The following is a 13138-nucleotide window of genomic DNA, read 5'->3' as shown; positions in this document are numbered from 1 at the left end:
TATCAAGATCCTGAATGGTCCAAGGCGATATTATTCACTGTTTGCGTGGTTACTGCTCCGTTTGCCTCGCTATTGCGAATCTGCACCGGATACCAGCCGTGCGCCGGGGCCAGCCAGATGTCCAGGCGCGACTTGTACGAGCCCGGTTGGGGCGGACGCGTCAGGTGCCAGGTTTGCAGTGTGCCGAGTTTGGTGTCGATCGCTTCCTGCCCCACCACCGTGAAGCGATAGATCACCGCGTCGCGGTCTTCCCCAACAAAAATATCGATGGCGCCGGTGAGCTGCTTCGGATCGCCGCGCGCGATCGCCGCCAGTTGCAGCGGGATGCTGGCCTTGTCCTGGGCGCCGGCCGGCAATTGGTGCGTCGCTTCCGATGCCGAAAACGTGATCACGCCCTTGCCCCAGTTGAAATGGGTGGCCGTCATGGCGCGGCCGCGCCGCTTTTCGGTCATCGTGATGGGCGCGAAACCCGTCGCAGCCACGGCGCCCTCGCTCTTCAACACCACCAGATTGACCCGCGCGAACACGACGCGGATACCCGCTTCGATCTGGATGCGGTAGCTGTCCGCGTTCAGTTGCCAGGCCAGCAGTGCCTCGCCCGACCACTCGGTGCCGTCGGCGTCGGTGCGCGCAACGTCGAGTGTGATCTTTGCGGGCGGCGGCATGTCGACCACGTAGCGGCGGGCTTCCGGTGCTGCCGGTGGCGGTGGCGGTGCAGCCGCTGCCGGCCCGGGTGCTGGTGGTGCCGGCGGGGCCGGCGCCACGGGCGTGGGCTCGGCCACCGGCGCGGCCGGCGCGGTGCCAGGACCGTCCGCGGCAGGCACCGCGGCAATGACCGGCGTGATGTCCCCTGGCCGGTCGGGTACCGCGATTTCCACCGGCACCGGCGGCACATGGGGCAATGGCGGCGGACTGGCCTCGGGCAGCGGGACCGGTTCGGGTGCAGGCATCGGTGCCGCATCCACCGGCAGCAGCTGGGTCACCAGCGTGACTGGCGCGTCTCCGGATGCCGCCCGATGCGGCAGGACCGGGCTGACGCCCTGCAGCACGGCCAGGACGATCCAGTGCAGCAGCACGACCACCGCCACTGGCAGCAGCCGGCGGCGACGGGGAAGAAGAATCGGTGCGGATGGCATGACGCTAGTGTAGCGCGGGCGCCGGGATGGACACGCGTGCCGGCATCAGGGCAGCAGGATCGACAACTCCTGCGCACCCGCGCGCAGGACCGGCAGGAAGTCGTCTTCCATCTTGCGCCGTGATACCCGCGCCGCGTGCGCGCCGATATTCAGCGCCGCCAGCACATTGCCCGACGCGCCGCGCACCGGCACCGCGATCGAGCGCAGCCCGACCTCCAGCTCTTCTTCCACCAGCGCGTAACCGGCCTCGCGCACCTCCGCCAGGATGGTCCTGAGCCGTTCGGGATTGACCACCGTGCGCCCGGTCATGGCCTTGAGCGGCACCCTTGCCAGGTAGTCATCCAGATCGGGCGCCGGCAGGTGTGCCAGCAGCATCCGGCCCAGCGCCGTGCAGTACGCCGGCAGGCGGCTGCCGGTAGTCAGCGACACCGACATGATGCGCGACGCCGCCGAACGCCCCACGTACAGTACTTCGTCGTCCTGCAGCACGGCGAGCGAGCAGGATTCGTTCAGGCTGCGGCTGACCTGGTTCAGGTAGGGATGGGCCGAGACCGTGAGCGGCGTCGACGACAAGTAGGAGTAACCGAGCGACAGCACCTTCGGCTTGAGCGAGAACTGGTTGCCGTCCGCACTGGCGTAACCGAGCGCGATCAGCGTGTGCAGGCAGCGCCGCACCGAGGCGCGCGGGATCGCTGTACGGTGGCTGATCTGGGCAATCGTCAGGCTGCGGCGCTGGTCGCTGAATGCCTGCAGCACCGCCAGGCCGCGCGCCAGCGACAGCATGAAATTCGGGTCGCTTGCAGCGACGTCCGCCGTGGCTGGCTCAGCCGGCTCGTGTGGCGTGTTCATGGTGCTCCTTGGCAATGAGGTGATAAACCGTTCGGCAATCGAACACATTCCGTCGAGCTGTCTTGCGCCGTGGGCCGGCACGCTCCTACACTCGATTCACCTGTTCAGTGATCAGACATTAGTGCGATTATCGAACAGTGTCAACGAGCGTCTTGCGCTGGAAAGGACCTGCACCATGATCGACAAGATTTCCCCTTCGCTGGAGGCAGCGGTGGCCGACATCCCCGATGGCGCGACCATCCTGATCGGGGGGTTCGGCACCGCCGGCATGCCTGCCGCGCTGATCGACGTGCTGATCGCCCAGGGAGCGCGCGACCTCGTCATCGTCAACAACAATGCCGGCAACGGCGACACCGGCCTGGCAGCGCTGCTCAAGGCGCGCCGCGTGCGCAAGATCATCTGCTCGTTCCCGCGCCAGGCAGATTCGCACGTGTTCGACGCGCTGTACCGGGCCGGCGAGATCGAACTCGAACTGACGCCGCAGGGCAACCTGGCCGAGCGCATCCGCGCCGCCGGCGCCGGCATTGGCGGCTTCTTTTCGCCCACCGGCTACGGCACCGATCTGGCGGCCGGCAAGGAAACGCGCCTCATCGACGGCCGCCACTATGTGCTCGAGTCGCCGATCCACGCCGACTTCGCGCTGATCAAGGCCTTCCACGGCGACCGCTGGGGCAACCTGGTGTACCGCAAGACCGCGCGCAACTTCGGTCCGATCATGGCGATGGCGGCGCGCTGCACCATCGCCCAGGTCACCCGCGTGGTCGACCTGGGCGAGCTCGATCCGGAAGCCATCGTCACGCCGGGCATTTTTGTTCAGCGTGTCGTACTGGGAGAACCCGCATGCAACGCTTGACCCGTGACCAGATCGCCGCGCGCGTCGCGCGCGACATTCCCGAAGGCGCTTACGTGAACCTGGGGATCGGCCTGCCGACGATGGTCGGCGCGCACCTGCCCCCGGACCGCGAGATATTCCTGCACAGTGAAAACGGCCTGCTCGGCATGGGCCCGCCCCCTGCCCCCGGCGACGAAGACGAAGACCTGATCAATGCCGGCAAGCAGCCGGTGACGCTGCTGGCCGGCGGCAGCTACTTCCACCACGCCGATTCGTTCGCGATGATGCGCGGCGGGCACCTGGACATCTGCGTACTCGGCGCATTCCAGGTGTCCGTGCGGGGCGACCTGGCCAACTGGCATACCGGCGGCCCGGACGCGATTCCGGCCGTCGGCGGCGCGATGGACCTGGCCATCGGCGCCAAGCGCGTGTTCGTCATGATGGAACACCAGACACGTGACGGTGCCAGCAAGATCGTCGAGCGCTGTACCTATCCGCTCACCAGCCTCGCGTGCGTGAGCCGCATCTACACCGACCTGGCCGTGCTCGACGTGACGCCCGCCGGCCTGGCGGTGCGCGAGATCGTCGACGGCCTGTCGTTCGCCGAACTCGAAGGCCTGACCGGGCTGACCTTGACGGATGCGACGCAGGCGCGCACCGACCAACCGTAACAGGAGCCACCATGCACGATGCGTATATTTGCGATGCCGTCCGCACGCCCATCGGCCGCTACGGCGGTGCCCTGAAGGACGTGCGCGCCGACGACTTGGCCGCCATCCCCTTGCGCACCCTGATGGCGCGGTACCCGGATGTCGACTGGTCGCAGGTCGACGACGTGATTCTCGGCTGCGCCAACCAGGCCGGCGAAGACAACCGCAACGTGGCGCGCATGGCCACCTTGCTGGCCGGCCTGCCGGAGCAGGTCAGCGCGACCACCGTCAACCGCCTGTGCGGCTCGGGGCTCGACGCGCTGGGCATCGCGGCGCGCGCGATCAGGACCGGTGAAGCGGCCCTGATCATCGCCGGCGGCGTCGAATCGATGACGCGCGCGCCGTTCGTCATGGGCAAGGCCGACAGCGCCTTCTCGCGCCAGGCAGGGTTGCAGGACACGACGATGGGCTGGCGCTTCATCAATCCGGCGCTGCAGGCGCAGTATGGCGTGGCGACGATGCCAGAGACGGCAGAAAACGTCGCGCGCGACTTCGGCATCAGCCGCGCCGACCAGGACCGCTTTGCGCTGGCCAGCCAGACCAAGACCGCCGCCGCCCGCGCGGCAGGCCTGTTCGACGCTGAAATCGTGGCCGTGACAATCCCGCAAAAAAAAGGTGCGGCGCTCGTGTTGTCACACGACGAACACCCGCGCGCGACGACGCTCGAGGCGCTGGCACGGCTTGCGCCCGTGGTCGCCGCCGACGGCACGGTCACGGCGGGCAATGCGTCGGGCATCAATGACGGCGCCTGCGCGCTGCTCGTGGCCAGCGGCGCGGCAGCAGCGCGCCACGGACTCACGCCGCGCGCACGCATCGTGGGCATGGCCACGGCCGGCGTGGCGCCCAGCATCATGGGCATCGGCCCGGTGCCAGCCGTGCACAAGCTGCTGCGCCAGACGGGCCTGACGCTGGCGCAGATGGACCTGATCGAACTGAACGAAGCGTTTGCCGCGCAGGGCCTGGCCGTGCTGCGCGAACTGGGGCTGGCCGACGACGATCCGCGTGTGAACCCGCAGGGCGGCGCGATCGCGCTGGGCCATCCGCTGGGCATGAGCGGCGCGCGCCTGGCCACCACCGCCCTGTTCCAGCTCGAGCGCAGCGGCGGGCGCTACGCGCTGTGCACCATGTGCATCGGCGTGGGGCAAGGCATCGCGCTGATCATCGAACGCGTCTGACTACAAAGGAGAAGACCCGCCCTACCCTGGTTCGTCAAGCAGCCGGCGCCCGACGCCAGCGCTTTCCTGTAAAAATACAAGGAGACAAAATGCATCGACAAGACGTGACACTGGTCACCGGCGGCAGCGCCGGCATTGGCCGGGCCATCTGCGAAACGCTGATCGCGCAAGGCCGCACGGTCATCAATCTCGACTACCGCCAGCCCGACTGGCGGCACGACCAGCTCGTGTCGTTCCAGGCCGACCTGACACGCCAGAACGAGACCCGCATCATCGCGCAGCAGATCGCCGCCGCCTACAACGTGACGGCGCTGGTGAACAATGCTGGCGCCACCCGCCCCGGCACCATCGACACGGCCACGATGGAGGATCTCGACCATGTCGTCGACCTGCATCTGAAGGCCGCCATCCTGCTGATCCAGGCGTTCCTGCCCGCGCTGCGCGCATCGGGACACGGCCGCATCGTCAACATCGCCTCGCGCGCGGCGCTGGGCAAGGCCGAGCGCATCGTGTACGCCGCCACCAAGGCCGGCCTGATCGGCCTGACACGCACGCTCGCGCTGGAACTGGGCGGCGACGGCATCACCGTCAATGCCGTGGCGCCGGGACCGATCGCAACTGAACTCTTCCACAACAGCAATCCCGACGGCGCGCCACAGACCCGGCGCATCATCGACAGCATCGTGGTGGGCCGCCTCGGAACGCCGGACGACGTGGCGCGCGCCGCTGCCTTTTTCCTGTCGCCCGACAACGGTTTCGTCACCGGCCAGGTGCTGTATGTGTGTGGCGGCACCACGCTGGGCGTGGCCCCGGTCTGATTCGATCAGCAACAAGGCCTGGCTGCCGCCTGCGCGCGTGCCCGGTCCATTTCGCCGCACCCGTTGTCCTTATTGGAGACCCATCATGTCACGTACTTTCCTGTCGACCCGCCGTACCCTCACCCTTGCCGCCGCGTCGGCCCTCGGCCTGCTGGCCCTGACGCCGCTGGCGGCGCAGGCCCAGGCCTTCCCTTCCAAGGCCATCACGATCATCGTCCCGTTCTCGGCCGGTGGCACGACCGACATCCTGGCACGCGTGCTGGGGCAATACATGAGCAAGGACCTTGGCCAGCCGGTCATCATCGACAACCGCGCGGGCGCAGGCGGCAATATCGGCACCCAGCTCGTGGCGCGCGCCGCGCCGGACGGCTACACCATCCTCATGGGCACGGTCGGCACCCATGCCATCAACCAGAGCCTGTATCCGAAACTGGGATTCGACCCGATCAAGGATTTCGCCCCGCTCACGCGCGTGGCGCTGGTGCCGAACCTGCTGGTGGCCAATCCGGCGCAGCCGTTCAAGACCGTCAAGGAGCTGATGGCGTATGCCAAGGCCAACCCCGGCAAGGTCACGTTCGGCTCGTCCGGCAGCGGCACGTCGATCCACCTGTCCGGCGAACTGTTCAACCAGATGACCGGGGTCGACATCCAGCACGTGGCCTACAAGGGCAGCGCGCCGGCCGTCAATGATCTGCTTGGCAACCATATCGCGATCATGTTCGACAATATGCCGTCGGCCATCGGCCACGTCAAAGCCGGCAAGCTGCGCCCCCTGGCCGTCACCACGGCGCAGCGCTCGCCGGCGCTGCCCGACGTGCCGACGATCGCCGAAGCGGGCGTGCCCGGCTACGAAGCCACGTCGTGGTTCGGCCTGCTGGCGCCGGCCAAGACGCCGGCACCCGTCGTGGCCAGACTGAACGCGGTGATCCTCAAGGCGCTGGCCGATCCGGACGTCAAGAAAAAGCTGCTGGAACAAGGCGCCGAACCAGCCGGCGAGACACCGGCGCAGTTCGCCGCCTTCATCGGCAGCGAGACGGTCAAGTGGGGCAAGATCGTCAAGCAGTCCGGCGCGACGGCGCAGTAAGCTGCCGTGATGTGCGGGGCGTGGTTTGCCCCGGCGTTATCTGCTACGCTAGCTGCACCAACCAAGGAGACGCCACATGCTCAAGCCGCCGATGCCCGGAATGACCGACACCCTCGACTTCGTCAAGAACCTGTGGGGCGGCATGCAGATTCCCGGCACCGTTCCGGGCATGGCCGGCATGCCCGCCATGCCCGGCGCCGGCATGTCGGTGGAAGACCTGGACAAGAAGATTGCCGACCTGAAGGCGGTCGAGGCCTGGCTCACGCTCAACCAGAACATGCTGCACGGTACGATCCAGGCCCTGGAAATCCAGCGCGGCACACTGGCCACGCTCAAGGCGATGGGCGACAGCATGGCCCAGGCCATGGGCCAGACGAAGGTCGGCGAATCGTCAGTCGCGCCGTTCGCGCAATTCTTCGCGCAGATGGCGCAGGCGGCCACGCCGGCTGCTGCGGCGCAAACGCCGCAAACGCCACCAGCGCCAGCGGCACCGCCGCCGCCGCCCGACCCGGCGCAGGCTGCACCGGATGCCGCAGGCGCTGCCATGCCAGCCGCCATGGCTTGGTGGAACTTGTTGCAAGACCAGTTCCGCCATGCCGTGGCCAGCACCATCCCGCCCGAGGGCGCTGAAGGCGCCGACGCGGCCGACCCTGCAGCCGCCCCGCCCGATGCACCATCGGCGGAACCGGCAGCGCGCGCCCGGCGCACCAACCGCGGCAAGGCCGACAAGCCCTGACGCCGGTAGCGCCCCATTGACGGGGCTGGTAGCGCACGCGCATAAACCGTGCTGAACTGATCGGGCGGCCCGCCTTTCGCGGCCGCGCCTGTCGTCCAGCCGGAGCGCGCCATGCTGCCCAGTGACCTGTCCCACCTGACACCATCGCAGGTCGACGACCTGCGCCGCAAGCTGGCCGCCGCCGGCTGCCATCCCCCACCGCACGCCACCACGATCAGCCAACTGCACGACGCGTTCGTGCGGCTGCGTCGCCGTCACGGCCTGGCGCCGGCAAGCACCATCGATGCCGACACGCTGCGCTGCCTGGACCTCGGCGCCGGCCTGCTGTTTGGCGAAGTGCTGCGCGACGAACTCGATCTGCTGCGGCCCGCCAGCAGCGAACCACTGGATGCCGGCGTGCCGCCCGACCACGCACGCTTGTCTGCACGCGCCCACGACGGCATGCTCACCGGCCTGGCCCTGTCCGGCGGCGGCGTGCGCAGCGCCACGTTCGGCCTGGGCGCCCTGCAGGCGCTGGCACGCCACCGCTTGCTGGGCCGGATCGATTACCTGTCCACCGTGTCGGGCGGCGGTTTTGTCGGCGGCTGGCTGGCACGCTGCCTGCACGCGCATGGCAACGACATCCACCAGGTCGAAGCCCTGCTGGCGCCGCCGGCCGGCAGCGGCGAAGCGCCCGAACTGCGCTTCCTGCGCCAGTACAGCAACTACCTGTCGCCGCAGGGCGGCATGTTCAGCGCCGATACCTGGACCCTGCTCGGCATCTATCTGCGCAACACGGGCCTGAACCTGACCATGCTGGTGGCCTGGCTGTGCGCGCTGCTGCTGCTGCCGCGCTGTGCCGTCTGGGGCGTGCATCGGGTCGTGGCGCCGGGCGGGCCGTGGACCCACCTGGGCGACGCCGCCTGGATCGCGGCCGTGCTGCTGTTCCTGTGCGCCGTGTTCTGCATCGCGCTGTCGGTCTCCAGCAAGCCGGAAAGCTCGCGTGGCCGGCGCCGCTTTCCGCTGTCGCAGGGCGCAGTCCTGTGGTGCATCAACCTGCCGCTGCTGCTGGCGGGCTTTCTCGGCAGCCTCGCGCTGTGGCGCCACGGCGGCGCTTCGCCCGCGACGCTGCTGCCGCCGCAACTGGCCGCGCGGCCGTACTGGCTGCTCGCGCCGGGCGTGGTCTACTTCATTGTCTGGGCCTGCGGCTGGTATCTGGCGCACGACCGGTCCAGTCCCTACCGGCGCGCCGGCTATACCGTCTGCAGCGCCGGCGCCCTGGCGGTGCTGCTGGTCATGCTCGACGCCGCGCGTACCTTCGCACCGGCGATGGTGGCGTGGCTGCCGGACGGCGGCGCGCCGCTGTCGTGGTGGCTGTGCGGCGGCGTGGCACTGCTGCTGGTGTTTGCGCTCTGGCTGGTCATGTACACGCGCCTGCGCGCCGATCAGCCGCCGCGCGACCTGACGCGCGCAGAACTGGGCGAAGGCCTGTCGCACTTTGCCTGCGCGATGGGCGCGCTCACGCTGGGCACCGTGCTGCTGCTGTGCGCGCTGGCGCTGCTGCCGGCGCCCGGCACGCATCCGCTATTCAACAACGCGGTCGCGCTGGCCACCTTCGGCATGCCATCAATGATGGCGCTGTTTGCCGTCACGATGAACCTGATGATCGGCCTGATCGGCCGCCAGTACAGCGACGCGAGCCGCGAGTGGTGGAGCCGCCAGGGCGCCTGGACGGCGATCTTCGCGCTCGGCTGGCTGGCCGTCCACGGTGTGTGCTTCTTCTTCGCGCCGCTGCTGCACTGGGCCTGGCTCACGTATGCGCCGTGGTCGAACCTGGCCACGCTGCTTGGCTGGCTGGCCACGACGGCGTTCGGCCTGAAGGCCGGCAGCGGTGGCGCCACGGGGGCCCGCGTCGCGCGCGATCCGAAGCTCGAACTGGTGGCGCGCCTGGCACCGTATCTGTTCACGGTCGGGATCTTCGCGCTGCTCGGCAGCCTGGTGCAGCTGACGGTGGCGCGCCCGCACCTGGACTGTCCGGGCGCCACGTTCGCGTGCGTGTTGCAGGCGCACGCGAACGCCACGCTGGCGACCCGGGGCAGTACGTTGCTGGTGGCGTTTGCGGGTTTTCTGGGCGCCGCACTGGTGCTCGGCTGGCGCGTCGACATCAACAAGTTTTCGCTGTACATGCTGTACCGGAACCGCGTCGTGCGCGCCTGGTTCGGCGCCGCCAACCGCGCGCGACGGCCGCACCCGTTCACCGGCTTCGACCCGGGCGACGACATGCTGCTCGCCGATCTCAAAAACGCGCGCCCGTACCCGATCGTCAACACCGCGCTGAACCTGGTGGATGGCGAAGAACTGGCATGGCAGACGCGGCGTACTGCGGCATTTGCATTCACGCCGCGCTGGTGCGGCTACGAACAGCCCGGTCCCGGCGGCGCCGGCTGCTACCGCCCCACCGCCGGCTATGCCGCGCAGGCGGGCGTTGGCCTGGACGATGACGCCGGCGTGCGGCTTGGGATGGCGGTGGCGCTGTCGGGCGCCGCGGCCAGTCCGAACATGGGCGCGCATTCGTCGGCGCCGCTGAATTTCCTGATGACGATGTTCAATGTGCGCCTGGGACGCTGGTGCCCGAACCCCGCGCGCCCGACCTGGACCAGTTCCTCGCCGCCCATTGGCTTGTTCAGCCTGTTGGCCGAGCTGTTCGGCCAGCTCGATGCGGACGCCGGCTACGTGCACCTGAGCGATGGCGGCCACTTCGACAACCTGGGCATCTACGAACTGGTGCGGCGCCGCTGCCGCCTGGTGATCGCGGTGGACGTGGGCAGCGACCGCGAACATGCGTTCGAAGACCTGGGCAACGCGATCCGGCGCTGCGCCACCGACCTGCACGTGCGGATTGACCTGGATGTGGCGCGCCTTGCGGTCGCGCCGGAGACCGGCATGTGCAGCGCCAGCTGCGCCGCCGGCAGCATCCGCTACGGCCAGGCCGACGGCGCTGCCGGCGATGGCGTCATCCTGTACGTCAAACCGGCCATCGTCGGCACCGAAAACGCCGACCTGCTCAATTACCGCAAGCTGCATCCCGACTACCCGCACGACAGCCTGGCCGACGGCTGGTTCGATGAAGCGCGTTTCGAGAGCTACCGCGCGCTGGGCGAACACGTGCTGGCGGGCGCGCTGGGCGATGCAGCGCGGGCGGCAACGCAGGCCGATGGCGGCTGCGATCTCGACGTGCTGTGCGCGGAATTGCTGCGCCAGCACGGGCCGGTGCGCTAAGCGAAGCGGTTGCTGTGCGTGGGCTTCGGCGCCGGCGTCGATTCGGCCGGCGTCCCGGCCGCTTCTTCCTTCTGCTCGGGCGCATCCACCGGTGCAGGCGGCGGCGCCGGATCGGCTTTCGGCTGCAACCCGCGCAACTGTTCCATCAGCTGCGCGAAGCGCTGCTGCCCCGGCTGCAGCTTGTCGACGTGTTCGAGCACCATGCGTGCCTCGACGTCGAGTTCCTCGTCATAGCCTTCCTGCTGCATGTGCGAGATCGAAATCTGCACGGCGTTGAACAGCACCCGCACATTGTCCGGCACCCGTCCGCGCGCCATGCGCATCCACTTGACGGCGTCGGGCAGCTTGCCGCTCTTCCACAGCACGACGCCCTGGTTCATCAGGTCGACCGCTTCCTTGCGCGCGGCGCGGATGATGGCGGCGCCCTCGTCGCTCAGGCGCGCCTTGTCGAAGATGGCCTGGACTTCATCCTGCAGCAGGCTGTTGTCGTGGTTGTTGCGCACCACGTGGGCCAGCACCTCGCCCGGCGTGTCCTTCACGCCCACCGCAAACAGCAGGGTCGCCATCTCGATGCAGATCGCCGTGCCGGGCCGCTTCGGGTCCTCGCCCAGCATCGTCTCGAGCTCATCGCCGGCGCGTCGCGCGTTGCGGTAGTCGCCGCTCTCGTGGTGGATCAGGCCTTCGGTGATCTTGGCGCGCAGCGCCATGTCGTCGTATTCACCACCGAAGTCGCGCTGGGCCAGTTGCAGCAGTTGCAGCGCATCCTTGGTATTGTTTTTCAGGCCGCACACGCGCGCCAGGCCAAGGTAGGCATCGGGCGTCTTGCGGATCGAGTATTCGCCGATCACCAGGCACTTGCGAAACGCCTTTTCGGCCAGCACGACATTGCCCAGCTTGAGCGCGGCCTGGCCCAGGTTGCGCTGGCGCGGCACCGAGTTGGGCGAGAGCTTGGCCGCGCGCTCCAGAATCGCGGCGGCTTCGTCGTGCCGGCCCAGGCCCTGGTAGGCCTGCGCCAGCTGGTCGTAGGCGTCGATGTAGTGGCGGTTCTCGGCGATCACGGTCTGGAACATCTGGCGCGCCTGCTCGAAGTCGCCGTCGGCCAGGCGAATCTTGCCCAGGCCAGCGCGGGCCCAGTGGTATTCGCGCTGTGCCAGCACCTGCTCGTACACGGCGCGCGCCAGCGCCGGCTGGCCGCTGCGCTCGAGCATGCGCGCCTTCATGCGCAGTAGCTCGATCACGTGCGTGCGGTTGGCGGCGATCTGCTCGTCGCACAGGGCCGCGGCGCGCAGGTAATCCTTTTCCATGAAGGCCTGGTCGATCAGGCGAAAGATCTGCTTGCGGCGCCACACGCGGTTCAGGCGCGACAGCAGCACGCCTTCGGTGATCGGCTTGACGAGGTAGGCGTCGGGCTGGTGCTCGGCCGCGCCCATCACCGATTCGACGCTCTTTTCGGCCGAGACCATCACGAACACGCTCGATGGCAGCAGCAACTGGCGGATGCGCGCTTCTTCCAGCACCTGCTGGCCGTTCTTGCCCTCTCCCAGGTTGTAATCGCACAGCACGACGTCGTAACGTGTCTTGGTCAGGAGGCTCATGGCCTCGCCGCCGCTCGAGGCCTGGTCGATCGTACGCGCGCCCAGGCTGCGCAGGCTTTCGCGCAGCAGCTGGCGGATGCCGGCAAAGTCGTCGACGATCAGGTAATGCTTGCTGGCCCAGTCGATCTGTTCGAGGACCTTGGGCAAGGCGGGCGTGGGCCCCGCAGGGGTGGGCGTGGGCACGAGGGCTGCGATGGCGGCGGCGGGCGCGGTCATGGCAGTGTCAGGATGAAGCAGCCGCCGCCCAGCTGGCCGCCGTTCTCGAGCCGCACCGCGCCGTGGCGCCCGCGATGCTGGTGCATGCGCGCCACCTCGCTCGAAAAATACAGGCCCAGACCCGCGCTGTTGGTCGCAAAATTGACACCGATGTCGCCGCTTTCGGGCGTGCCGGCTGCCAGCAGGGCCGGCGGAAAACCGGCGCCGTTGTCTTCGACGCGGATCTCGAACTGCCCGTCGACCTCGCGCGCGGCCAGCAGAATGCGGTCGCGCGTGTAGTGCAGCGCATTATTGACCGCGTGCGAAACGACGCCGACGATCAGGTCTTCGTCGACGTGGACAAGCAGTTCGGGATCGACATCGAGTTCGAGCCGGATGCCGCGCGACTCGAGCAGCACGCGCGAGAGCGCCACGACCTGCTCGACGACCTGCCCGACTTCGAGCGGCTGCACATCGAACGGGTAGCCGGGCTTGCCGACCTGCTTGTACAGCGCGAGCAGTTGCATCAGGTTGTCGTTCAGGCGGCGCGTCTGGTACAGCATCTGCCCCATCTGGCCGTACGCCTTCTCGGTCTCGGGCGTGGCGCCGTCGAGCAGCCGCTCGAGCGTGCTGGACAGCACGCTGATCGAGTTCTTCATGTCGTGCGCAGTCACCGCGAGAAACAGGAACAGCTCGGGCGAATGTGGTGCATCTTCCATCGCGAACAAGCCTCCTTCGGCGGTTGATAAT

General features: G+C 68.4%; 11 protein-coding genes. 7 read left to right on the top strand and 4 right to left on the bottom strand.

From position 1 onward, the window contains the following. Nucleotides 1–2: 2 nt before the first annotated feature. The gene (locus AC56LN_RS19555) at nt 3–1136 is read right to left on the bottom strand and encodes a DUF3108 domain-containing protein (protein WP_499574258.1); all 1134 of its coding nucleotides are present in this window, start codon (nt 1134–1136) and stop codon (nt 3–5) included. A gap of 45 nt (nt 1137–1181) precedes the next feature. After that, on the bottom strand, nt 1182–1985 hold the full coding sequence (locus AC56LN_RS19550; RefSeq protein ID WP_499574256.1) for an IclR family transcriptional regulator domain-containing protein: 804 nt from the start codon (nt 1983–1985) through the stop codon (nt 1182–1184). A 175-nt stretch (nt 1986–2160) separates the two neighbouring features. On the opposite strand from AC56LN_RS19550, the gene AC56LN_RS19545 reads away from it, so the two are divergent. The 7 genes from AC56LN_RS19545 to AC56LN_RS19515 all read left to right on the top strand — a co-directional run bounded on the left by AC56LN_RS19545 (nt 2161) and on the right by AC56LN_RS19515 (nt 10598). Next, a complete protein-coding gene (locus AC56LN_RS19545) occupies nt 2161–2838 on the top strand; it encodes a 3-oxoacid CoA-transferase subunit A (protein ID WP_499574255.1) in 678 nt (225 codons plus the stop codon). After that, on the top strand, nt 2826–3488 hold the full coding sequence (locus AC56LN_RS19540; protein ID WP_499574253.1) for a 3-oxoacid CoA-transferase subunit B: 663 nt from the start codon (nt 2826–2828) through the stop codon (nt 3486–3488). The genes AC56LN_RS19545 and AC56LN_RS19540 overlap by 13 nt, the downstream gene beginning before the upstream one ends. An 11-nt stretch (nt 3489–3499) precedes the next feature. Continuing rightward, nucleotides 3500–4702, top strand: a complete 1203-nt coding sequence (gene pcaF / locus AC56LN_RS19535; RefSeq protein ID WP_499574251.1) for a 3-oxoadipyl-CoA thiolase — start codon at nt 3500–3502, stop codon at nt 4700–4702. 89 nt (nt 4703–4791) lie between these two features. Continuing rightward, complete coding sequence (locus tag AC56LN_RS19530; RefSeq protein WP_499574249.1) at nt 4792–5520, top strand: SDR family NAD(P)-dependent oxidoreductase; 729 nt, start codon at nt 4792–4794, stop codon at nt 5518–5520. Between the two features lie 85 nt (nt 5521–5605). After that, on the top strand, nt 5606–6604 hold the full coding sequence (locus AC56LN_RS19525; protein ID WP_499574247.1) for a Bug family tripartite tricarboxylate transporter substrate binding protein: 999 nt from the start codon (nt 5606–5608) through the stop codon (nt 6602–6604). Nucleotides 6605–6680: 76 nt separating this feature from the next. Beyond that, nucleotides 6681–7340: a PhaM family polyhydroxyalkanoate granule multifunctional regulatory protein gene (locus AC56LN_RS19520; RefSeq protein WP_499574245.1), complete on the top strand. Its 660-nt coding sequence runs from the start codon at nt 6681–6683 to the stop codon at nt 7338–7340. Nucleotides 7341–7451: 111 nt separating this feature from the next. After that, complete coding sequence (locus AC56LN_RS19515; RefSeq protein ID WP_499574242.1) at nt 7452–10598, top strand: patatin-like phospholipase family protein; 3147 nt, start codon at nt 7452–7454, stop codon at nt 10596–10598. On the opposite strand, the gene AC56LN_RS19510 is transcribed toward AC56LN_RS19515, so the two are convergent. Both AC56LN_RS19510 and AC56LN_RS19505 read right to left on the bottom strand, forming a co-directional pair. Continuing rightward, entirely contained in the window at nt 10595–12409 is a 1815-nt protein-coding gene (locus AC56LN_RS19510) for a tetratricopeptide repeat protein (protein WP_499574240.1), read from the bottom strand. The two genes, AC56LN_RS19515 and AC56LN_RS19510, sit on opposite strands and share 4 nt — an antisense overlap. Next, nucleotides 12406–13107 (bottom strand): sensor histidine kinase, encoded by a 702-nt coding sequence (locus AC56LN_RS19505; RefSeq protein WP_499574237.1) that lies wholly within the window; start codon nt 13105–13107, stop codon nt 12406–12408. The genes AC56LN_RS19510 and AC56LN_RS19505 overlap by 4 nt, the downstream gene beginning before the upstream one ends. Nucleotides 13108–13138 lie beyond the last annotated feature (31 nt).

This window comes from Telluria sp. ZT3P26 (genome assembly GCF_059686035.1).
The sequence above is the reverse complement of the archived record's forward strand: the minus strand, read 5'-3'. Positions and strand labels throughout refer to the sequence as shown.